The organism is Kitasatospora sp. NPDC032150 (genome assembly GCF_055579945.1).
Genome location: NZ_JBVIMH010000008.1, coordinates 147,983 through 169,289, shown reverse-complemented (window position 1 = coordinate 169,289; position 21,307 = coordinate 147,983). Strand labels below are relative to the sequence as shown.

Below are 21,307 nucleotides of genomic sequence, written 5' to 3'. Positions count from 1 at the left end.
GTCAGGCGAAGGTCGCCAGTAGCGCTTCGGTCAGGCCCGGGACCAGGTCGGGGCCGGTCAGCACCTCGCGGGCGGCGTCCTTGGAGCGCAGCCGCAGGGCGATCTCCTTCTTGCCGTCGCGCAGCACGGCGGCGGTGATCCGCACCTCCTGGCGCTCCGGGTGGTCGGCCACCCACTCGGCCAGCTGGGCCTCGGTGGCGTTCTTGGGCCTGGACTGCTCGGCGCCCGGCGGCAGCATCAGCCGCTCGACCACCAGCGCGCAGCCGGCCACCGCCTCGGGCCAGGCGATGGTGGCGAGGAACTTGTCCAGCTCCATTCCGGCGGGCAGCTCGTCCTGCTCGACCGGGGTCAGGCCGGGGTCCTCCTGGTCGGCGAGGCCCAGCTGCTTGGCCAGCGCCGGGTTGGCCTTCTTCAGCCGCTCACCGTCGACCAGGGCGAACAGCCGGGCCGGGAGGTCCCAGCCGAGCGATGCGGCGTACTCGTCGATCTCCAGGGCGGCACGGGTGAGCGGGGTGGCGGCCGGCGGACGGCCGTCGCCGGACAGGGTGTGGCTTGCATCGGACATGCCCCAATCCTCACATGCGCCGGTCCCGGGCCCCGAGCGGAACCGGCGTACGGGCCGTGGGAACTCAGGTAATCACCGACTAAGTTGCATAAGGGACCGCGCCGCTCCCCCCACCCCCCGAGTCAGCTCACTCCCGACACAGCAGAGGTGCCACCTTGGTGTTCCAGATGCCGGACCGGCCAGGACCGGGCTTCCGACCCGGAGCCGGCCCACCCTCACGCCGGGCCCGAGTTCTGCTGCTCACCGCCGCCGTGCTCACGGCCCTGATCGCGGCGTTCGTGGTGTTCGCCGGGGTGTGGACGGACTGGCTCTGGTTCAGGTCCCTCGGCTACTCCTCGGTCTTCGGCACCCGGCTGTGGACCAAGGCCGCGCTGTTCGCGGTCTTCGGCCTGGTCATGGCCGTGGTCGTCGGCTTCAACCTCTGGCTGGCGTACCGGCTGCGGCCGCCGCTCTCGGCGATGTCGGTGGAGCAGCAGAGCCTGGACCGCTACCGGATGGGCGTGGCCCCGCACAAGCGCTGGCTGCTGCCGGCGATCTCGCTGGTGGTCGGCCTGATCGCGGGTGCGGCGGCGGCCGGCCAGTGGCGCACCTGGCTGCAGTGGACCAACCAGACGCCGTTCGGGGAGAAGGACCCCCAGTTCCACCTGGACGTCGCCTTCTACGCCTTCTCGCTGCCCTGGTACGAGTTCCTGCTCGGCTTCGCGTTCAGTACGGTGATCGTCTCGCTGCTGGCCGCGGTCCTGGTGCACTACCTGTACGGCGGGCTGCGCCTGCAGGGCCCGGGACGGCGGGCGAGTGCGGGCGCGAAGGGCCACCTGGCGGTGCTGCTGGGGGTGTTCGTGCTGCTCAAGGCGGTCGCGTACTGGCTGGACCGGTACGCGCTGGCGGTGAAGTCCGGCGCGTACAAGGGCGTGGACGGTTGGACCGGCCTGCGCTACGTGGACGCCAACGCCTATCTGCCGGCCAAGACCATCCTGTTCTTCGTCGCGATCATCTGCGCGCTGCTGTTCTTCCTGACGCCGATCCGCCGCACCTGGGCGCCGGCCCTGATCGGCTTCGGACTGATGGCGCTCTCGGCGGTGCTGATCGGCGGGCTCTACCCGGCGATCGTGCAGCAGTTCCAGGTCAAGCCGAACGAGCAGGCCAAGGAGACGCCGTACATCCAGAAGAACATCGACGCCACCCGGCAGGCGTACGGCATCGCGGACAGCCAGACCAAGCAGTACGAGCCCAAGGGCTCGACCGGTGCCGACGCGCTCAAGCCGGACGCCCAGACCATCGCGGACGTCCGCCTGCTGGACCCCAACGTGGTCGCGCCGACCTTCCAGCAGAACCAGGCGCTGCGGAAGTACTACGCCTTCCCCAAGACCCTGGACGTCGACCGGTACGGCCAGCAGGACACCGTGCTGGGCGTGCGCGAGCTCGACCTGAACGGCGTGCAGCAGCGCAACTGGATCAACGACCACTTCAAGTACACCCACGGCTACGGCGTGGTGGCCGCCAAGGGCAACCAGGTCGACAAGGACGGCAACCCGGTCTACACCGAGTCCGCACTGCCGACCACCGGTTCGTTCGGCGACTACCAGCAGCGGGTCTACTACGGCGAGAAGAGCCCGGAGTACTCGATCGTCGGCGGCAGCAACGACGAGATCGACTACACCTCGGATTCCGGGCCCGACCCGACCTACCGGTACGCCGGCGGCAGCGGCGTCTCGCTGGACAACGTGCTGACCCGGGCCGCGTACGCGGTGAAGTTCACCGAGCCGCAGATCCTCTACTCCGGGGCGATCACCGACGGCGCCCGGGTGATCTACGACCGCACCCCCAAGGAGCGGGTCGAGAAGGTCGCCCCCTGGCTCTCCATCGACGCCGACCCGTACCCGGTGGTCGTGGGCAAGAAGCTGCTCTGGGTGCTGGACGGCTACACCACCTCGGACGGTTACCCGTTCTCCTCCAGGACCACCCTGGGCGACGTCACCAAGGACTCGCTGACCGATCAGCGCGGCCGGACCCTCACCGCCGTCAACAAGGTCAACTACATCCGCAACTCGGTGAAGGCGACGGTGGACGCCTACACCGGCGAGGTGACGCTCTATCAGTGGGACGGTGCCGACCCGGTGCTGAAGACCTGGATGAAGGCGTTCCCGGGCACCGTCAAGGCCCGGTCCGACATCCCGAGCGCGCTGCTGCCGCACCTGCGCTACCCGCAGGACATGTTCAAGGTGCAGCGCGACATGCTCGGCATGTACCACATGACCGACGCCACCGCGTTCTTCAACGGTACCGACATCTGGCAGGTGCCGGCCGACCCGACCACCAACACCGGCGAGGTCCAGCCGCCGTACTACCTGACGGTGCGGATGCCCGACCAGCAGAGTGCGAGCTTCTCGCTCACCAGCAGCTTCGTGCCCGGCGGCCGGGACAACCTGGCCGCCTTCATGGCCGTCGACGCGGATCCCGGGCCGGACTACGGGAAGATCAGGATCCTCAAGGTGCCGACCGGCGCCGGGGCGCTCGGGCCGAAGCTGACCCAGGCGAGGTTCAACTCCGACCAGGCGGTCGCCAACAAGCTCACCCTGCTGAAGACCGGCAGCGACTCCGACATCGAGTACGGCAACCTGCTGACGCTTCCGGTCGGCGGCGACTTCCTCAACATCGAGCCGGTCTACCTGGTGGGCCGCAGCGCCAAGGTTCCGGTGCTGCAGAAGGTGCTGGCGGTGTACGGCAACGGCACCAGCAACGTCGCGTTGGAGAACAGCCTGGCCGAGGCCCTGGCGAAGGTGCTGGGCAGCGCGGCGGGCGGCACACCGGCCACCCCGACCGCGCCCACCAGCCCGACGGCTCCGGGCACCACCCCGACCGCCCCGCCGAGCACCGGCGCCGGGGCCAACCCGGAGCTGGACAAGGCGCTGCAGGACGCCCAGAAGGCGTTCAGCGACGGCCAGGACGCGCTGAAGAACGGTGACTGGACCAGGTACGGCCAGGACCAGAAGGCCCTTCAGGACGCGCTCAACGCGGCCGCCGCCGCCCAGCAGAGGAGCGGCGGGGCCACCCCGGCCCCGGCGACGCCCGCCCCGGCCCCGCCGGCGTCCACGCCTACGCCGTCGGCCTCGCCCCCCCAGTAGTCCCTGAGCTGCGGCCTTCCCGCGGTAAGCGATTTCTGGGCTACCCCGCCACCGTGCTATGGTTTAACCACCGACGCGGGGTGGAGCAGCTCGGTAGCTCGCTGGGCTCATAACCCAGAGGTCGCAGGTTCAAATCCTGTCCCCGCTACTCAGTAGCAAGCAGGCCCGGCAGATTCGTCTGCCGGGCCTGCTGCATGTCCGCCCGGCGCGTCGAGCCGCTCCGGTACTATGCGTGACCGGGGTTTGTGGGGCTCAAGTGTCGGGAAATCGACAAAGCGCCGAAGCAATCTCGCCGGGCTTCGGCCCGCTCCGCCAAAACGGCCGGAGCAGGTGTACGCGGGTTGCGGGTGATGCGACGATGGACCACATGGGGGAAGTGGGGGGACGGTTGACGAACCGTCCGGTCCGGTGCACCCCAGGGGGTCCCCCCGGCCGAAGGCTGGGGGAGGATGCCGCAGCACTCTGGGGGAGCGGGAGTCGGCATGAAGCTGATCGGCAGGAACGATTCGGGAGCGCGGCCCACCCCGGCCAAGGGTGCCGCCCCGGCACCCGGCGCCGGAGCGGGCATGCCGCCCACTGACGCCGACACCGAGGCGTGGGCGATCGGCCCCGAGGACACCCAGCGGGCCCTGCCCACCCAGCGCACCAGCAGCCTGACCGGCGGGCCGGAACAGGTCACCGGCTCGGGGCCGGAGCGGCTGGTGCACGTCTCCGCCCGGCAACTCCTCGACGCCATCGGCCCCTACCCCGCCGCGTCCGACGCCGAGCCGGACGACACGGAGGAGACCAGCTTCGAGTCCGCGCTGGCCGCCCGCGAGCAGGCCGCACTGGAGTCCAGGCACCGGCAGGCCGCCGACGACGGAGACGCCAACGCGGCCAGCCAGCTCGGCGCGCTGCTGCTGCGCCGAGGCGACCTGGAGGACGCCGAGCCGTACCTGCGCAGTGCCGCGGCCGCCGGGCTGCGTGCGGCCGCCAACAACCTCGGCGTGCTGCTGCACCAGCGCGGTCACCGTGCCGAGGCCGCCCAGTGGTGGCGGCAGGCCGCGGTCGCCGGCAGTGCGCCGGCCGCGCACGCGCTCGGCCTGCAGTTGCGCGACCAGGGCGAGGAGGAGGCGGCCGAGTACTGGCTGCACTTCGCCGCCGAGCAGGGACACCCGCTCGGGGCGTACGCGCTGGGCGACCTGATGGAGCATCGGCGGGACGTCCGGGCCGAGCGCTGGTTCCGGGTCGCCGCCGACGCGGGCCACCGCGAGGCCGCGTACCGGCTGGCCCGGATGCGCGAGGCGGCCGGGGACAAGGAGACCGCCGAGACCTGGTACCGCACCGCCGCCGCCCGCAGCCACGCCCGCGCCGCGCTGCGGCTGGGCGTGCTGCTGGAGGAGCGGGCCGACCAGGACCCGTCCTGCGCCGACGAGGCCGCCCGCTGGTACCGGCAGGGCGCGCAGAACGGCGAGGCCAGGGCGGCCTGCGCGCTGGGCTTCCTGCTGCGCGACGCCGGGGACCCGAGCGCCGCCGCCGAGTGGTGGCAGCAGGCCGCCGAGGCGGGCGACGGCATGGCCGCCAACGCGCTCGGCGCGCTGCACGCGAGCCGGGGCGAGGCCACCGAGGCCGAGCGCTGGTACCGGGTCGCGATGGACGCGGGCGACCACAACGGCGCCTTCAACCTCGGGCTCCTCTGCACGAGTGCCGGCCGCGAGGCGCAGGCCGAGCAGTGGTACCGGCGGGCCGCGTACGCCGGACACCGGGAGGCGTGCAACGCGCTGGCCGTGGTGCTGCTCCAGCGCGGCGACGAGTCCGGGGCCGAGCCCTGGTTCTCCAAGGCCGCCGAGGCGGGCAGTGTGGACGGCGCCTTCAACCTGGGCGTCCTGCACGCCGGGCGCGGGGAGCAGCAGCAGGCGCAGGAGTGGTACGCGCGCGCCGCCGCGGAGGGGCACGGCGAGGCCGCGCTGCAGCTGGCGGTGGCCCAGGAGCAGCGGGGCAACCTGGCCGCCGCACTGGAGCGCTACCGGCAGGCGGCGACGGGCGGCTCGGCCGAGGGCGCGTTCCGGCTGGCGTCGCTGCTGGACCGGCGCGGCGACGCGGACGCGGAGGCCGAGCACTGGTACGCGGTGGCCGCCGACGCCGGGCACCGGCGGGCGCAGGTGCGGATGGGCGTACGGGCCGCGGAGCGCGGCGCGCTGGAGATCGCCGAGAGCTGGTACCGACGGGCTGCGGAGGCGGGCAGCCGGAGTGCGGCCTTCAACCTGGGGCTGCTGCTGGCCCGGCAGGACAGCGAGGCCGAGGCGATGATCTGGTACACCCGGGCCGCCGACGCCGGGCACGGGCGGGCGGCGCTGCGACTGGCGCTGCTCGCGCTGCGACGGGGCGAGCCGCTGCAGGCGGAGAGCTACTGCCGCCGGGCGACGGAGTACGGGCCGGCGGAGGTCGCGGAGCGGGCGGCCCGGCTGCTCGGCGCGCTGCACTCGGAGCTCAGCGCTTGAGTGGCTTAGCGGCGCGGGAGAGCCGACGGGGGCGCGGGGAGCCGCGCGCACCGTGGGGTGTCCGCGTCCGGTCGTGGCGCCTTCGGCGCCGCGGTGCGGCAGGGGGGTGCTCCGCCGTGTGCACGCGGTGGGAGGAACTAGCGTCTCGCGCAGTCCGGGCAGAGGCCCCGGTAGGTGACCTCGGCGCCCGAGATGACGAAGCCGAAGCGCTCGGCGTCGGGCAGGGCGGCGATCGGATCGCCCTGGGGGTGGACGTCGCGGATTGCACCGCAGCCGGAGCAGATCAGGTGCTGGTGGGCATGGTGCGCGTTGGGGTCGTACCGCTTGGCGCGCCCGTCGGTGCTGACCTCGAGCACCTCGCCGAGGCTCACCAACTCGCCGAGGGTGTTGTAGACGGTGGCGCGGCTGATCTCGGGGAGCCGTTCCGCCGCACGGGCGTGCACCTCGTCAGCGGTCAGGTGCACATGGTCACCATCGAGGACCTCGGCCACGACGCGCCGCTGCGAGGTCAGGCGCCACCCACGTCCGCGAAGTCGTTCCAGCAGGTCACTCATGGACACAGGGTAAGCCACGTTCCGGAGTTGGTTCCAGTGTTGACTTAGACAAAGTCCAAGCTAGGATCGAGTCCTGTCACGACCGGATGACTTCGGAGGCACTGACATGACGACCCAGGACGAGCTGCGGCCCACCCTCACCACGGAGGCCGGTGCCCCCGTCGCGGACAACCAGAACACGGAGACCGCCGGTATAGGCGGCCCGGCGCTGATCCAGGACCAACTGCTGTTCGAGAAGCTCGCGCACTTCAACCGGGAGCGCATTCCGGAGCGCGTGGTGCACGCCCGCGGCGCCGCCGCCTACGGCACCTTCACCGTGACCGCCGACCTCACCGCCTACACCCGGGCCAGGTTCCTGTCCGAGGTCGGCAAGCAGACCGAGACCTTCCTGCGCTTCTCCACCGTGGCGGGCAACCTCGGCTCGGCCGACGCGGTCCGCGACCCACGCGGTTTCGCGCTGAAGTTCTACACCGAGGACGGCAACTACGACCTCGTCGGCAACAACACCCCGGTGTTCTTCATCAAGGACGCCATCAAGTTCCCCGACTTCATCCACACCCAGAAGCGCGACCCGTACACCGGCTCGCAGGAGGCGGACAACGTCTGGGACTTCTGGGGCCTGTCGCCCGAGTCGACCCACCAGGTGACCTGGCTCTTCGGTGACCGCGGCATCCCGGCCTCCTACCGCCACATGAACGGCTACGGCTCGCACACCTACCAGTGGCAGAACGAGGCCGGCGAGTACTTCTGGGTCAAGTACCACTTCAAGACCGACCAGGGCATCAGGAACCTCACCCAGGACGAGGCCAACAAGCTCGCCGGCGACGACCCGGACAGTCACCAGCGCGACCTGCGCGAGGCGATCGAGCGCGGCGAGTTCCCGACCTGGACGGTCCAGGTGCAGATCATGCCGGCCGCCGACGCCGCCGCCTACCGCTTCAACCCGTTCGACCTGACCAAGGTCTGGCCGCACACGGACTACCCGCCGATCGAGATCGGCAAGCTGGAGCTCAACCGCAACCCGGAGAACGTCTTCGCCGAGGTCGAGCAGTCGATCTTCTCCCCGGCGCACTTCGTGCCCGGCATCGGGCCGTCCCCCGACAAGATGCTCCAGGGCCGCCTGTTCGCCTACGCGGACGCCCACCGCTACCGCGTCGGCATCAACGCCGACCACCTGCCGGTGAACCGCCCGCACGCCACCGAGGCGCGCACCAACAGCCGGGACGGCTACCTCTACGACGGCCGCCACGGCCGCCAGAAGAACTACGAGCCGAACAGCTTCGGCGGCCCGGTCGAGACCGGCCGGCCGCTCTGGTCCGCCATCCCGGTCACCGGTGCCACCGGCAACCACGTGGCCCCCTCGCACGCCGAGGACAACGACTTCGTCCAGGCCGGCAACCTCTACCGGCTGTTCTCCGAGGACGAGAAGCAGCGCCTGATCGCCAACCTGGCCGGCTTCATCGCCAAGGTCTCGGCCGACCGCGACGACATCGTCGAGCGGGCGATCGACAACTTCCGCAAGGCCGACGCCGACTACGGCCGGCGCCTGGAGGACGCGGTGCGGGAGCTGCGCAAGCAGAAGTAACCGGCCACCACCCAGGCCGCGGGCCCTGGAACCGGCTCCGTACCGGTTCCAGGGCCCGCATCCATCCGCGCTCCGTGCCTCAGACGCCCAGCCGGCGCAGCGTCTCCTCGTGCAGCAGTCCGTTGGAGGCCACCGCGTCGGCGCCGTTCGGGCCGTCCACCCCGTCCAGGCCGGTGAACCGGCCGCCCGCCTCCTGGACGATCACGCACGGTGCCGCCATGTCCCACAGGCTCAGCTCCGGTTCGGCCGCCAGGTCCACCGCGCCCTCGGCGACCATCATGTACGACCAGAAGTCACCGAACGCGCGGGTCCGCCAGCAGGAGCGGGAGAGGCCGAGGAAGGCGTCCAGCCGGCCGCGGTCCTCCCAGCCGGTGAGGGAGGAGTAGGAGAGCGAGGAGTCCTCGATCCGGGACACCTTGGAGACCTCGATCCGGGTCGCCTTCGCCAGGCTGCGTCCGGAGTAGGCGCCCAGGCCCTTCGCCGCCCACCAACGGCGGCCCAGCGCCGGGGCGGAGACCAGGCCGACCACCGGCTGCTGCTCGCCGTCCGGGCCCTCCTCGAGCAGTGCGATCAGGGTGGCCCAGACCGGCACGCCGCGGACGTAGTTCTTGGTGCCGTCGATCGGGTCGACCACCCAGCGGCGGGGGCCCGAGCCCTGCAGGCCGAACTCCTCGCCGAGCACCGCGTCGCGCGGCCGGGCCCGCTGGAGGACGCCGCGGATCAGGTCCTCGGCGGCCTTGTCGGCGTCGCTCACCGGGGTGAGGTCGGGCTTGGTCTCGATCTTGAGGTCCAGCGCCTTGAAGCGCTCCATGGTGACGGAGTCGGCCGAGTCGGCGAGGACGTGGGCAAGGCGGAGGTCATCGTGGTAGTCGGCCATGCTCGAACACTACCGAGGCCGTGGCGGTGGCGCCGGAGCGGCTCGCTGGGCGAAACGGTCAGTGACCGGTGCCGCTGAGCTGGAGGCCGACCACGCCCGCGATGACCATGGTGATCGAGAGCAGCTTGAGCCCGGTGGTGGCCTCGTTCAGCCAGATCATGCCGTAGACCGCGGTGCCGGCCGCGCCGATGCCGGTCCAGACCGCGTAGGCGCTGCCCACCGGGAGGGACTTGAGGGAGAGGGTCAGCAGGCCGAAGCTGCCGAGGGCGAAGCAGGCGAAGCCGATGGTGGGCCAGAGCTTGGTGAAGCCGTCGCTCAGCTTGAGGTTGACCGCGAACCCGGTCTCCAGCAGACCGGCGATGATCACCAAGGCCCATGCCATCGAGCTGACTCCCTGCCGCGTCGAGGACTGACCTTCCTATGATCGCCACGCCTGGGCCGTCCGACACCTCCGAAGCCGCACCGGGGGCGCGGGGAGGCCCGCGCGCCCCGGTCCGCCCTGATCCGGGCCGGCCGGTCGGGCCCTAGTCGCCCTCGCGGGTCTCCCGGGTGGCGAGCAGGCGGCGCAGGGAGTAGAGCCGGGCGGGCTCGGCGTGGCCGTCGGTGACCCAGGTGTCGAGGGCGCAGTCGGGTTCGTCGTGGCTGCAGGCCCGCGGGCACTCGACGGTACCGGGCTCCAGGTCGGGGAAGGCGTGGATCACCCGGGACGGATCGATGTGCGAGAGGCCGAAGGAGCGGAAGCCCGGAGTGTCGATCACCCAGCCGCAGTTGAGCGCCTTCTTGGAGCCCGGCTTGGCACCGGGCGGCGGGGGCAGTCGCAGGGCGAGCGCGGAGACGGTGGTGTGCCGGCCGCGCCCGGTCACCGCGTTGACGCGGCCGGTGGTCCGCTGGTGCTCCGGGACCAGTGCGTTGACCAGGGTGGTCTTGCCGACGCCGGAGTGTCCGATGAACACGGTGGACCGCCCGCGCAGGTGCTCCCGGACGGCCTCCGCGCCGGTGGTGGCCAGCTCGTCCCGCCGGGTGACCACGTAGCGGATGCCCAGCGGCGCGTACGACTCCAGCAGCGGTTCGGGCGAGGCCAGGTCGGACTTGGTGAGGACCAACAGCGGCTCCATGCCGGAGTCGTACGCGGCCACCAGGCAGCGGTCGATCAGCCGGGGCCGGGGCTCGGGGTCGGCCAGGGCGGTGACGATGGCCAGCTGCTCGGCGTTGGCGACGACGATCCGCTCGAACGGGTCGTCGTCGTCCGCCGTGCGCCGCAGGACCGAGGTGCGCTCCTCGACCCGGACGATCCGGGCCAGGGTGTCCGGCTCACCGGAGAGGTCGCCGACCACGCTGACGGTGTCGCCGACGACCACACCCTTGCGGCCCAGTTCGCGGGCCTTCATGGCGACGACCTCGCGCTCGTGCTTGGTCCCGGCGTCCACCAGGCAGGTGAGCCGCCCCCGGTCCACGGTGAGGATCATCGCCTCGGCGGCGTCCTCGTGCTTGGGCCGGATCCGGGTCCGCGGCCGGGATCCCCGGCGGGCCGGGCGGTTGCGGATGTCGTCCTCGTCGGCGTCCTTGCCGTAGCGGCGCATTGTGCAGTACTCCCTCAGCCCTGGCCCAGGAGATCGGCCCACATCTGCGGGAAGTCGGGCAGCGTCTTGGCGGTGGTGGCCACGTTCTCGACCTGGACGCCCTCGACCGCGAGGCCGAGCACCGCGGCGGCGGTGGCCAGCCGGTGGTCCTCGTAGGTGTGGAAGACGCCGCCGTGCAGCGGGCGCGGACGGATCCGCAGGCCGTCCTCGGTCTCGGTGACGTCGCCGCCGAGGTCGTTGATCTCCTTGGCCAGCGCGGCCAGGCGGTCGGTCTCGTGCATCCGCAGGTGGGCGATGCCGTACAGGTGGGACTCGGAGTCGGCCAGCGCGGCCACCGCCGCGATCACCGGGGTGAGCTCGCCGACGTCGTGCAGGTCGGCCTCGATGCCGCGGATCCGGCCGGTGCCGGAGAACTCCAGGCCGTCGTCGGTGAAGCGGCAGCTGCCGCCCATCTCGGTGTAGATCCCGCGCAGCTGGTCGCCCGGCTGGTAGGTGTGCCTGGGCCAGTCGCGGACCGTCACCCGACCGCCGGTGACCAGCGCGGCGCCGAAGAACGGCGCGGCGTTGGAGAGGTCCGGCTCGACCACCAGGTCGCGGCCGATCAGTGCGCCCGGGGTGACCCGCCAGACGTCCTTCTCGCCGCCGTCCTCGGGCGCGTCCACCTGGGCACCGGCCTTGCGGACCATGTCCACAGTCATCCGGATGTGCGGCAGCGAGGGGACGCTGCCGCCGATGTTCCGGATCTCCACGCCGTTGTTGTAGCGGGCGCCGGAGAGCAGCAGGGCGCTGATGAACTGGGAGGAGGACGAGGCGTCCAGCTCGACCGGGCCGCCGTCCAGCGCACCGGAGCCGTGCACGGTGAGCGGGAAGCCACCGCGTCCGCCGTCGTCGATCCTGGCACCGAGCGCGCGCAGGGCGTTGATCACGCCGTGCTGCGGCCGCTCGTAGCAGCGCGGGTCGCCGTCGAAGTGCACCGGGCCGTCGGCGAGCACCGCGAGCGGCGGCAGGAAGCGCATCACGGTGCCGGCGTTGCCGACGTCCACCTGGGCCGGGCCGCGGAGCTGGCCGGCCGGGATGACCCGCCAGGCCTCACCGCCGCCGAATCCGCCGCTGGCGGTGTTGACCGTCTCCTCGACGGTGACGCCGAGTGCCCGCAGGCCGTCGGCCATCAGCTGGGAGTCACGGCTGCGCAGCGGACGGCGCACCCAGCCTGGGCTGTCCGCGAGGGCGGCCAGCACCAGGGCACGGTTGGTCGCCGACTTGGAGCCGGGGATGGTGACGGTCGCGTCGACGGCGCCGGTCGCAACGGGGGCGGGCCACAGGGCTTCGGTCATGTGGACAAGTCTAGGGGCCCGGGAATTCAGGGCTTCGTTCCTATTCGAATGGCGGACGCGCGTTCTGCGAAGACACGCCGGAGGCGTGGTGAGCCCGCCGGCGCCCCCGGCCGTGCGTGCGCGGCCGGTCCGAGCGGGGTCCGCGCCTCCGGTCGGGTCAGCTGGACATCAGCCAGGTGCCGCCGGCGAGGAGGCAGGACAGGGCGATCACCAGGAAGAGGGTGACCCAGAGGATGCCGGCGACGCCGGTGAGCCGGGCGAGCTGGTCGGCGTCGGAGTCGGGGGCCTCGCCGCGGCGGCGCTTGGCCTGGAGCTCGGCCACCGGGCGGACCCCGGCGAACAGCAGGAACCAGACGCCCAGATAGGCGAAGACCGCCTGCAGCTCGCCGCCGCCGTACCAGGAGATCAGTACGAAGGCCGCGCCGGTGAGGACCACGGAGAGCAGGCCGAAGGCGTTCCGCACCATGATCAGGACGGCCGCCAGCAACACGATCCCGATCCACAGCAGCTGGGCGATGTGCTGCCCGGCGAGCAGCGCGGCGCCGCCGAGCCCGAGCAGTGGCGGTGCGGTGTACCCGGCGGCCGCGGTGAGGATCATGCCGGGGCCGGTGGGCGGCCCGGAGGAGATGGTCAGGCCGGAGGTGTCCGAGTGCAGCCGGATACCGGCCAGCCGGCGCCGGGTGAGCACCGCGGCCAGGCCGTGCCCGCCCTCGTGCGCGATGGTCACCACGTTGCGGCTGAACCGCCAGAGGGGTCGCAGCAGTACGGCGAGCAGCGCCACCGCCGCCGTGGCCGGGGCCACCCAGCTCGGCGGCCCGGGCTGCGAGCCGACCACCAGGTGCCATACGTACGCGCTGTCCATGCCCTGCCCTCCGTGGTCGGTCTCGGCCCGGCCGCTCTTGGTCCGAGTGGCAGCCTCCCATGGCAGGACGGCCGGGCGGTACTTCGCGGTTCTCTTCGCGGACGGGGCACGGCGGAGCGGGGGCGCATGGCAAGCTGGCCGCATGTGCGGACGCTTCGCCTCCACCACCAAGCCCGAGGACCTGGTCGAGGTCTTCGGAGTCAGGCAGTGGGACCCGGCCGAGACCATCGTGCCGAGCTGGAACGTGGCGCCGACCGACTCGGTGTACGCGGTGCTGGACCGCGCTCCCAAGGGGGAGCGCGAGCCGGTCCGCCAGCTGCGGGTGCTGCGCTGGGGCCTGGTGCCGTGCTGGTCGAGGTCGGCCGAGACGGCGGTGAAGATGATCAACGCCCGTTCCGACACCGTGCACGAGAAGCCCGCCTACCGCCAGGCCTTCGCCTCCCGGCGCTGTCTGCTGCCGGTCGACGGCTACTACGAGTGGCAGACCATGCCCGGCGAGCGGGGCAAGCCCCGCAAGCAGCCGTTCTTCGTCAGCCGGGTGGACGGCCAGGTGCTGGCCCTGGCCGGGTTGTACGAGTTCTGGCGGGACCGCGGGGTGCCGGCCGACGATCCGGCGGCCTGGCGGGTGACCTGCACCATCGTGACGACGGACGCCGAACCGGCGCTGGCCCCGATCCACGAGCGGATGCCGCTCTTCCTGGACCCGTCCGCGTTCGACGCCTGGCTGGACCCGGCCCTGGACAACGCCGAGGAGCTGCGGCCGCTGCTCGTTCCGCCCGCCCCCGGCGCGCTGCAGGCCGTCCCGGTCTCCCCGGCGGTCGGCAGCATCCGCAACAACGGGCCCGAACTGCTCGAGCCGCTCGACGAGAACGGCAACGACGGCACGATGCTCTTCTGAGCTCTTCCGATCTCTTCCGAGATCCTCTGAGCCAGCCCCATCTGACACAGTCGAGGCCGATCCGCCGAAAATCCAGGAGCCGCCGTGCAGACCCTCGTGACCACCCCCGTCGGCGAGGCCAGGATCACCCGGTACCCGGCCGCCGGCCGCCCCAGGGCGCTGCTCGCGCTCGGGCACGGCGCGGGTGGCGGGGTCGAGGCGGTCGATCTGCAGGCGCTGGCCGCCGGACTGCCGGCGCGCGGCATCACGGTCGCGCTGGTCGAGCAGCCCTGGCGGGTCGCGGGCAGGAAGGTTGCCCCCGCACCGGGGACACTGGACGCGGGCTGGCTTCCGGTGATGGCCCAACTCGCCGGTGAGGGAATGCCGTTGGTGGCCGGCGGCCGCAGTGCCGGGGCCCGGGTGGCCTGCCGGACGGCCGCCGGTGCCGGTGCCGCCGCGGTGCTGGCGCTGGCCTTCCCGCTCCATCCGCCGGGAAAGCCGCAGAAGAGCCGGGCCGAGGAGCTGCTGGGCTCCGGCCGTCCGACCCTGGTGGTGCAGGGGGAGAAGGACACCTTCGGGACGCCGGAGGAGTTCCCGGAGCTGCCCGAGGGCCACCGCCTGGTCGCCGTCCCGTACGGGAGCCACGGCTTCGCCGTGCCCAAGCGGGCGCCGTACGGCCAGGACGAGGCGCTGGAGCTGATCACCGGGGCGGTCGGCGACTGGATCCTCGAGGTCTGTTGAGCGGACTTCGGGAGGAAGCACGTCGGTGGGACCGACCGGCGCACGACGCCGCGGGCCCCATTCCCGGTCGGTCCAAGTCCGCGGGGCCGGGCGGGAATGCCGGGCGGGGCGCTCTGGTTAACACCACCGTCAGCAGGTGAGCCGCGTGGAAAGGCAGCACACATGGGTTCGATCGCGTGCCCCGAGCGGCCGGACGAGCGGGCGGCGATGGACGCCGCGCTGCCGGTCTGGTCCGAGTGGCTGGCCACGAGCGAGAAGCCGGTGAGCCCGATATCCTCGCTGTCGGGTGGGCCCGCGGTGGGCCGTGCCCGCAAAGCCGAGGAGGTGGGTCCGGTCGTCGGGACCGAGGACGAGGCCGAGTCGGGCGAGGTGCTGCCGGTGAGCGAGGTTCTCACGGGCGACGAACTGGCCGACGCGATCGGCGAGGACACCTTCCGGGCGTCGGAGAGCGAGACCGAGGCGGCCCGGCGGGGGCGCTTCGAGCGCGACGCCCTGGGCTACCTCGACCCGATGTACTCCGCCGCGCTGCGGATGACCCGCAACCCTGCCGACGCCGAGGATCTGCTGCAGGAGGCGTTCGCCAAGGCGTACGCGTCGTTCCACCAGTTCCGTGAGGGCACCAACCTCAAGGCGTGGCTGTACCGGATCCTCACCAACACGTTCATCAACTCGTACCGCAAGAAGCAGCGCGAGCCCCAGCGCACCGCCGCCGAGGAGATCGAGGACTGGCAGCTGGCGCGGGCCGAGTCCCACATGTCGACCGGTCTGCGCTCGGCCGAGGCCCAGGCGCTCGACCATCTGCCGGACAGTGATGTGAAGGACGCCCTCCAGGCCATTCCGGAGGAGTTCCGCATCGCGGTCTACCTCGCGGACGTCGAGGGGTTTGCGTACAAGGAGATCGCGGACATCATGGGTACACCCATCGGTACGGTGATGTCCCGACTGCACCGGGGCCGCCGCCAGTTGCGCGGCATGCTGGAGGACTACGCCCGTGAGCGCGGGCTCGTTCCGGCAGGTAGCGGAGCAGGGCAGGAAGCGAAGGGCGCGGGCTCATGAGCTGCGGCGATCCGCACGACACCGAGTGTGGCGAGGTCCTCGACCACCTCTATGAATTCCTCGACAACGAGATGGCCGAGGGTGACTGCGCCAAGCTGAGGGTGCACTTCGAGGAGTGCTCGCCCTGCTTGGAGAAGTACGGCCTCGAACAGGCCATCAAGGCGCTGATCAAGCGCTCCTGCGGCTGTGACGACACGCCTGCCGACCTGCGCGGCAAGGTGCTGGCCCGGATCGACAGCATCCGCGCCGGGCAGCGCTCCGGTGACTCGGCGCCCACCGTCGAGGTCTCGGCCGAGGAGAAGGCGGGCCACGGCGCGCAGAGCAACGCGCAGAGCTCCCTCGCGACGTCCGAGTAGGCGTCACCCCCCGGCCGCCCGGTGCGGTCGTACCGCCCCGGAGCGGTCGCGCCGTGACCATCGGCCGGTCGAATCACTCTTTCGGGTGAGCTGACAGTGCGTCGACCATGGCAATGTGTCTTCGCGCCTCCGCGCGCCCCGATGGGGCCCTATCCTCCTCTGACGGACCCTCAAGCCGTGCGGTCCGGCGGGGAACTGCGGCCATGGCGGGGAGGCGGAGATCGCTGGTGAGGACCGAGAGGCCGCCGTGGCGGGCGGGGCGGCACCCGGACTTCGGGACACCCGGCGTCCGTGCCGGCGCACCGTCGGCTGCCTGGCGGCGGTGCCGGTCGCTGCGACCGGCTGCCTGCTGACCCTGGCACTGCCCGCCGACGGCCCACTGGGCTGGCTGGGCAGCACGGTCGACTGGTCAGGGGTGGCACTGCTGGCCTTCCTGCACTGCTGCTGGGACGGTCTGGCGCAGGGCCTGCCCACCCCCTACCACCGGTTCTGGAACGTGCTGCTGCGCCGGACCGACCGTCCGGTGCGGGCGAGCCCCGCCGGCAGCCCGGCGTTCTTCCCGGTGCTGTTCGCCGGGGTCCTGATGCTGCCTCCGGCCGCCGCAGCCCTGGTCGCCCTCCCCGCCGCACTCGTGGGGTACCCGGACCGGCGCCGCGCGCCGCGCCGGCTCTGGAACGGCGCGCAGCTCGCCGTCTCGGCCTGGACCGCCGGGGTGGTCTTCCACCTGACGGACGGCCCACGGCTGTTGTTCGGCTCCGAGGTCCCGGCGGCACTGCTTCCCTCGCTGGCCTCGGTGGCGGCGTTCTGCCTGATCAACAGCGCTTTGGTGACGGTGATGCGACGGCTCGTCGGACCGCGGCCGCCCGGCCGGCCCCGGCCCGGGGCAGCGCTGCGCGGTCCGCTCGCGGTGGTGCTGCCGGCGCTGGTGCACGGGGCCGGCGGGCTGATGGTGGCGCTCCTCTGGCGGGGCCCGTACGGCGCTTTCGCGGCGGTGCTCGCGCTGCTGCCGTTCACCATCTCTGCCTGGGTCTTCGCCCAGGGGCACCGGGAGCGGGTGGCCCAGCAGACCGCCGTCCAGGCGCTGGTGCAGGCCGTGGAGATCAAGGACGCGTACACCAGGGGGCACAGTGAACGGGTCGGCCGGGCGGCCGTGCTGATCGCCGGCCAGCTCGGCATGGTGGAGGAGCGGTTGCGCACCCTGCACTTCGCCGGCACGCTCCACGACGTCGGAAAGCTGGGCGTGGCGACCGAGCTGCTCCGCAGAAACGGTCCGCTGAGCGAGGAGGAGCGGCGGGCGGTCGAGGTGCACCCGGTCTTCGGGCACGAGCTGATCCGGGACATCGCCTTTCTCGGCGAGGAGGGCCGGGCCGGGATCCTGCACCACCACGAGCGGCTGGACGGGCGAGGCTACCCGGACGGACTGACCGGGGACCGGATCCCCGAGTTCGCCCGGATCATCTCGGTCGCGGACGCCTTCGACTCGATGACCTCCACCCGGTCCTACCGGCGCGGCCGGCCGGTCGCCGAGGCGGTCGCCGAGCTGGAGCGGTGTGCGGGCAGCCAGTTCGACCCGGCGATGGTGCGGGCGCTGATCGCGGCGGTCGCGGAGCACGGGTGGGAGCCAGTCCTGCCGCCGCCGGGCGGCTGGGCCGGAGAGGTGCCGGACATCCCGCTCGGTGTGCCGGAGCCCGCCAGGGCGCTCGCCCCGCAGGGGCGCGCGGCGCGTGCGGGTCGCTCGGAGCGCGCGGGCGGCGCGAGGTGACGCGGGCGCGCGCGGGCGGCGGTGACCGGAGGGCGGCTGCCCGGGCCGGAGGCGGCCGCGCGGCGGCGCGGCGCACGGCGGTACGGCGCCCGGGGGCGCGGTGCGCACCGGTACCGCGACCGGCGGCACCGCGCGCAGCCGTACGGGAGGCCGCGGTGCGGTCCGCGGCCGGTCCGGGAGCGGGGTGGTCGGGGTGGTGAGCACCGAGGCGGTCTGGGTACGGGCGGTCCGGCTGACCGCCGCCGCGCTGCTGGCGGCCGGGCTCGGCGAGCTGGTGTACGACGGGCCCGCCGATCCGGTCACCGCGGCCGCCTTCGCCGCCGTGATCGCGGTCGGCGAGCGGGTGCGGATCACCCTGCCGGGAGACCGCGAGCAGGCGCCGATCGGTACCGCCGCCGCACTGGCGTACGCGCTGCTCGGCCCGCTGCGCGGGCTGCCGACCTCGCACGGGGTGCTGCAGGTGATCGCGGTCGCCGGTCTCGGGATGGTCAGCGGCGCCGTACCGCCGTTCCGGGCGCCGGGCCCGGCGAGGGTGGACGCGGTCGCCCGCCGCCTGCTCACGGTCGCCTTCGCGGCCGCCCTGTTCCAGCCGCTGTACGACAGCGGCGCCCTCGACCGGGCCGACTGCACCGGTCCGGCGTACGGGTTGTTCGTCAGCGGGATCGCCCTGCTCGCCGCGCTCTTCGACGCCGTGCTGGCCGCCGGGCTGCACCGGGCCAGGACCGGCCTGCGGTTCGCCGCCGCTCTGGGGGACGAGCTGCGCTCGCTGCTCGGCATCGGTTCGGCGATCGTCGCCACCGGCATGCTGATCAGCCTGCTGGCGGCCGAGACGGGGCTGTGGGCGCTGCCGCTGTTCTGCACCCCGCTGCTGCTCGCCCAGGCGTCCTTCCGGCGGGCGGCGGCGGTCCGGGCGACCACCGGGCAGACCATCGAGACCCTCGCCCGTGCCACCGAGGTGGCCGGCTACACCCCGCCGGGCCACGCCCGCCGGGTCGCCGACACCGCCTGCGCGCTCGGCCGCCTGCTCGGCCTCGGCACCCGGGACCTGGCCCTGCTGGAGTACGCCGCGCTGATGCACGACATCGGGCAGCTCTCGTTGGTCGAGCCGGTGCCCTGCGGCGCCACCGCCCGGCTGCCGCAGGACGAGCAGCAGCGGATCGCCCGGCTGGGCAGTGAGGTGATCCGGCAGACCGGGGTCCCGCGGCAGGTCGCCCAGCAGGTTGCCCGGCTGGCCGATCCGTGCCGCCGCCCCGACGGCTCGGACGATCCGACCCTGCCGCTGGCCGCCCGGATCATCCGGGTCGCCAACGCGCACGACGAGCTGGTCACCCTCGCCCGGCAGCGGGGCCTGCCGGAGTCGGCCGGGCGGCTGGAGGCGTTGGAACTGCTGCGCCTGGAGCGCGGTGACCGGTACGACCCGAGGGTGCTGGCGGCGCTCGCCGGACTGGGCCGCGGGGACGGCCGGCCGAGGGCGTGACACCGGGGCCGGGGGCGCGTGAGAGCGGCGGTGACGGGGCGGTGAACCCGCTGTGCCGGACCCGCGATTATGACGTAGCGGGGTGGCGAAGCTGACTGAATGGACCTGCGGGGAGCGCAGTCGAAGCCTGCCGTGGTTGGATGCGGTCGTAGCGTGGAACACCGGATCCGGGGCCGCCCGGTTCCCGGGGGCGTTCCGGCTACGGCCACCGGTCCGGTCCACCGGTGCGGTGGCGGACATCGGACTCCGCGCAGGCTCCGTCCGGTGGCGGCCCGGCTCCTCGGGCGGGCACCGGCGGTACTGGCGGACGACAACGGCAGGGACGGAACGTGAGGATCTTCCACCGCGCACGGCACCGGCCGTCGGCCACCTGGCGGCAGACGACCGATCGGGCCTTCACCCTGATCGGTGACGGCCGCTACGAGGACGCGGGGGCGCTGCTGGTGATGGCGGCAGACCTGGAGCCGTGGCTCTCCGACTCCTGGTTCAACCTCGCACTGTTGCACAAGTTCCGCCGGGACTGGGACCAGGCGCGCAGCGCCGGCCTGCGCGCCGTGGCCCTGCTCGACCGCGAGCAGGGTGCCCCCGACTGGTGGAACCTCGGGATCACCGCGACCGCCCTGCAGGACTGGCCGCTCGCCCGGCGCGCCTGGCAGGCGTACGGCCTGCGGCTGCCCGCCGGCGACGCGCTGGACAGCCCGGTGTCGCTGGACCTCGGCACCACACCCGTCCGGCTCTCCCCGGAGGGCGAGTCCGAGGTGGTCTGGGGCAGACGCCTGGACCCGGCCCGGATCGAGGTGCTCTCCATCCCGCTGCCGTCCTCCGGCCGCCGCTGGGGCGAGGTGGTGCTGCACGACGGCGCGCCGCACGGCGAGCGGGTGGCCGCCGGAGTGGCGTACCCCGTGTTCGACGAGATCGAGCTCTGGGCGCCCTCGCCGGTGCCGACCTTCGTGGTGCTGCTCCAGGCGGCCACCGCCGGTGACCGGGACGCGCTGGAGCGGCTGGTCGCCGACGCCGGCTACGCCGCCGAGGACTGGACCTCCTCGGTGCGGCTGCTCTGCCGGGCCTGTTCGGAGAGCCGGATGGCCGCCGACGACGGCCACACCCATCACCACGACCCGCACGACGACGGCGACTTCGACCACCCCGGCCACCTCAGCCACCTCAGTGGCAGCGGCGGGATGTCCTGGCTGGCCGAGCGCGAGTGCGGGATCGCCGCGCCCGCCGGGCTGGTCCGCAGGCTGCTCGACCGCTGGGTCGCAGCCTCGCCGGGGACCAGGGCCTACCGCGATCTCGAAGAGGTCTGCTGAGCCAAGGACGGTGCCGGGCAAGGGCGGTAAGGCCCCGGGTGGGTTTCGGGGCCGTACTCTTGAGCGGTAAACCCAAGTGATCCACGGAAGCGGAAGCGACGATGGCGGACCAGCACAACCACGAGCACGACCATGAGCACGAGGAGCCCGAGGCCACCAAGGTGATCGGCGAGGTGCCCGACCTCTCCAACGCCGAGGCCCGTCCGATCACCGTGGTCGGCAACCCCGTCCTGCACCGCGAGTGCCAGGAGGTCACCGCCTTCGACGCCGAACTGTCCACGCTGATCGACGACATGTTCGCCTCGATGTACGCGGCCGAGGGCGTCGGCCTGGCGGCCAACCAGATCGGCGTCGACCTCAAGGTCTTCGTGTACGACTGCCCGGACGACGACGGCGTCCGTCACATCGGCCACGTCATCAACCCGGTGCTGGAGGAGTTCCCGGCCGACCGCCGCCGGGTCCTGGACGACGGCCACGAGGGCTGCCTCTCGGTCCCCACCGCCTACGCCGAACTCCCGCGTCCCGCCTACGCCGCGGTGCGGGGCCAGGACAAGGACGGCAACCCGGTCCGGGTCGAGGGCACCGGCTTCTTCGCCCGCTGCCTGCAGCACGAGACCGACCACCTGTACGGCTTCCTGTACATCGACAAGCTCTCCAAGCGCGACCGCAAGGACGCCCTGAAGCAGATGGCCGAGGGCACCCCCAAGTACGCGACGGTGCCGAACAACTGACGGCAGCGCAAAGGCCGGTACGGGAACTCCCGTAC

At 72.7% G+C, this 21,307-nt stretch carries 18 protein-coding genes and 1 tRNA gene; 12 read left to right on the top strand and 7 right to left on the bottom strand.

Translation table 11 applies throughout. The annotated features are described in order from the left end of the window. Window position 1 precedes the first annotated feature (1 nt). On the bottom strand, window positions 2–565 hold the full coding sequence (locus tag ACZ5ON_RS12585) for a PPA1309 family protein (RefSeq protein WP_465589827.1): 564 nt from the start codon (window positions 563–565) through the stop codon (window positions 2–4). 167 nt (window positions 566–732) lie between these two features. On the opposite strand from ACZ5ON_RS12585, the gene ACZ5ON_RS12580 reads away from it, so the two are divergent. The 3 genes from ACZ5ON_RS12580 (at window position 733) to ACZ5ON_RS12570 (ending at window position 6,170) form a co-directional block, all read left to right on the top strand. Further along, window positions 733–3,690, top strand: coding sequence for a UPF0182 family membrane protein (locus ACZ5ON_RS12580; RefSeq protein ID WP_465590053.1), 2,958 nt, complete (start codon window positions 733–735; stop codon window positions 3,688–3,690). 74 nt (window positions 3,691–3,764) lie between these two features. Further along, window positions 3,765–3,838, top strand: a tRNA-Met gene (locus tag ACZ5ON_RS12575). A gap of 334 nt (window positions 3,839–4,172) precedes the next feature. Then, window positions 4,173–6,170 (top strand): tetratricopeptide repeat protein, encoded by a 1,998-nt coding sequence (locus ACZ5ON_RS12570; protein WP_465589824.1) that lies wholly within the window; start codon window positions 4,173–4,175, stop codon window positions 6,168–6,170. A gap of 137 nt (window positions 6,171–6,307) precedes the next feature. Here ACZ5ON_RS12570 and ACZ5ON_RS12565 read toward each other — a convergent pair whose 3' ends face one another. Further along, window positions 6,308–6,724 carry a Fur family transcriptional regulator gene (locus tag ACZ5ON_RS12565; protein WP_465589821.1) on the bottom strand — a complete coding sequence of 139 codons (417 nt, stop codon included), beginning with the start codon at window positions 6,722–6,724 and terminating at the stop codon, window positions 6,308–6,310. Window positions 6,725–6,830: 106 nt separating this feature from the next. On the opposite strand from ACZ5ON_RS12565, the gene ACZ5ON_RS12560 reads away from it, so the two are divergent. After that, window positions 6,831–8,309, top strand: coding sequence for a catalase (locus ACZ5ON_RS12560; protein ID WP_465589818.1), 1,479 nt, complete (start codon window positions 6,831–6,833; stop codon window positions 8,307–8,309). A gap of 79 nt (window positions 8,310–8,388) precedes the next feature. Here the strand turns inward: ACZ5ON_RS12560 and hisN are convergent, their stop codons facing one another. The 5 genes from hisN to ACZ5ON_RS12535 all read right to left on the bottom strand — a co-directional run bounded on the left by hisN (window position 8,389) and on the right by ACZ5ON_RS12535 (window position 12,962). Beyond that, window positions 8,389–9,186, bottom strand: coding sequence for a histidinol-phosphatase (gene hisN, locus ACZ5ON_RS12555; RefSeq protein WP_465589815.1), 798 nt, complete (start codon window positions 9,184–9,186; stop codon window positions 8,389–8,391). A 58-nt stretch (window positions 9,187–9,244) separates the two neighbouring features. Next, window positions 9,245–9,568: a DMT family transporter gene (locus tag ACZ5ON_RS12550; protein ID WP_465589812.1), complete on the bottom strand. Its 324-nt coding sequence runs from the start codon at window positions 9,566–9,568 to the stop codon at window positions 9,245–9,247. 142 nt (window positions 9,569–9,710) lie between these two features. Further along, entirely contained in the window at window positions 9,711–10,766 is a 1,056-nt protein-coding gene (rsgA, locus tag ACZ5ON_RS12545) for a ribosome small subunit-dependent GTPase A (protein WP_465589809.1), read from the bottom strand. A 14-nt stretch (window positions 10,767–10,780) separates the two neighbouring features. After that, window positions 10,781–12,100 carry a 3-phosphoshikimate 1-carboxyvinyltransferase gene (gene aroA, locus ACZ5ON_RS12540; RefSeq protein ID WP_465589806.1) on the bottom strand — a complete coding sequence of 440 codons (1,320 nt, stop codon included), beginning with the start codon at window positions 12,098–12,100 and terminating at the stop codon, window positions 10,781–10,783. Window positions 12,101–12,257: 157 nt separating this feature from the next. Next, window positions 12,258–12,962 (bottom strand): M50 family metallopeptidase, encoded by a 705-nt coding sequence (locus tag ACZ5ON_RS12535; protein WP_465589804.1) that lies wholly within the window; start codon window positions 12,960–12,962, stop codon window positions 12,258–12,260. A gap of 142 nt (window positions 12,963–13,104) precedes the next feature. Between ACZ5ON_RS12535 and ACZ5ON_RS12530 the strand changes: the two genes are divergently transcribed. The 8 genes from ACZ5ON_RS12530 to def all read left to right on the top strand — a co-directional run bounded on the left by ACZ5ON_RS12530 (window position 13,105) and on the right by def (window position 21,272). Continuing rightward, window positions 13,105–13,860: an SOS response-associated peptidase gene (locus ACZ5ON_RS12530; RefSeq protein WP_465589802.1), complete on the top strand. Its 756-nt coding sequence runs from the start codon at window positions 13,105–13,107 to the stop codon at window positions 13,858–13,860. Between the two features lie 84 nt (window positions 13,861–13,944). Beyond that, window positions 13,945–14,580, top strand: a complete 636-nt coding sequence (locus ACZ5ON_RS12525) for an alpha/beta hydrolase family protein (protein WP_465589799.1) — start codon at window positions 13,945–13,947, stop codon at window positions 14,578–14,580. 405 nt (window positions 14,581–14,985) lie between these two features. Then, entirely contained in the window at window positions 14,986–15,636 is a 651-nt protein-coding gene (locus ACZ5ON_RS12520; RefSeq protein ID WP_465590050.1) for a sigma-70 family RNA polymerase sigma factor, read from the top strand. Next, window positions 15,633–15,992: a mycothiol system anti-sigma-R factor gene (rsrA, locus tag ACZ5ON_RS12515; protein WP_465589796.1), complete on the top strand. Its 360-nt coding sequence runs from the start codon at window positions 15,633–15,635 to the stop codon at window positions 15,990–15,992. Before ACZ5ON_RS12520 ends, rsrA begins: the two co-directional genes overlap by 4 nt. A 322-nt stretch (window positions 15,993–16,314) precedes the next feature. Further along, window positions 16,315–17,754: an HD-GYP domain-containing protein gene (locus tag ACZ5ON_RS12510; RefSeq protein WP_465589793.1), complete on the top strand. Its 1,440-nt coding sequence runs from the start codon at window positions 16,315–16,317 to the stop codon at window positions 17,752–17,754. Between the two features lie 193 nt (window positions 17,755–17,947). Beyond that, complete coding sequence (locus ACZ5ON_RS12505) at window positions 17,948–19,231, top strand: HD-GYP domain-containing protein (protein WP_465589790.1); 1,284 nt, start codon at window positions 17,948–17,950, stop codon at window positions 19,229–19,231. Window positions 19,232–19,560: 329 nt separating this feature from the next. Further along, entirely contained in the window at window positions 19,561–20,541 is a 981-nt protein-coding gene (locus ACZ5ON_RS12500) for a tetratricopeptide repeat protein (RefSeq protein WP_344638314.1), read from the top strand. Window positions 20,542–20,642: 101 nt separating this feature from the next. Then, a complete protein-coding gene (gene def, locus ACZ5ON_RS12495; protein WP_465589786.1) occupies window positions 20,643–21,272 on the top strand; it encodes a peptide deformylase in 630 nt (209 codons plus the stop codon). Window positions 21,273–21,307 lie beyond the last annotated feature (35 nt).

What these genes read in the sequence shown, in the direction of transcription:
- ACZ5ON_RS12585 (WP_465589827.1), bottom strand. Translation starts at nt 565, where the DNA reads ATGTCCGATGCAAGCCACACCCTGTCCGGCGACGGCCGTCCGCCGGCC.
- ACZ5ON_RS12580 (WP_465590053.1), top strand. Translation starts at nt 733, where the DNA reads ATGCCGGACCGGCCAGGACCGGGCTTCCGACCCGGAGCCGGCCCACCC.
- ACZ5ON_RS12570 (WP_465589824.1), top strand. Translation starts at nt 4,173, where the DNA reads ATGAAGCTGATCGGCAGGAACGATTCGGGAGCGCGGCCCACCCCGGCC.
- ACZ5ON_RS12565 (WP_465589821.1), bottom strand. Translation starts at nt 6,724, where the DNA reads ATGAGTGACCTGCTGGAACGACTTCGCGGACGTGGGTGGCGCCTGACC.
- ACZ5ON_RS12560 (WP_465589818.1), top strand. Translation starts at nt 6,831, where the DNA reads ATGACGACCCAGGACGAGCTGCGGCCCACCCTCACCACGGAGGCCGGT.
- hisN (WP_465589815.1), bottom strand. Translation starts at nt 9,186, where the DNA reads ATGGCCGACTACCACGATGACCTCCGCCTTGCCCACGTCCTCGCCGAC.
- ACZ5ON_RS12550 (WP_465589812.1), bottom strand. Translation starts at nt 9,568, where the DNA reads ATGGCATGGGCCTTGGTGATCATCGCCGGTCTGCTGGAGACCGGGTTC.
- rsgA (WP_465589809.1), bottom strand. Translation starts at nt 10,766, where the DNA reads ATGCGCCGCTACGGCAAGGACGCCGACGAGGACGACATCCGCAACCGC.
- aroA (WP_465589806.1), bottom strand. Translation starts at nt 12,100, where the DNA reads ATGACCGAAGCCCTGTGGCCCGCCCCCGTTGCGACCGGCGCCGTCGAC.
- ACZ5ON_RS12535 (WP_465589804.1), bottom strand. Translation starts at nt 12,962, where the DNA reads ATGGACAGCGCGTACGTATGGCACCTGGTGGTCGGCTCGCAGCCCGGG.
- ACZ5ON_RS12530 (WP_465589802.1), top strand. Translation starts at nt 13,105, where the DNA reads ATGTGCGGACGCTTCGCCTCCACCACCAAGCCCGAGGACCTGGTCGAG.
- rsrA (WP_465589796.1), top strand. Translation starts at nt 15,633, where the DNA reads ATGAGCTGCGGCGATCCGCACGACACCGAGTGTGGCGAGGTCCTCGAC.
- def (WP_465589786.1), top strand. Translation starts at nt 20,643, where the DNA reads ATGGCGGACCAGCACAACCACGAGCACGACCATGAGCACGAGGAGCCC.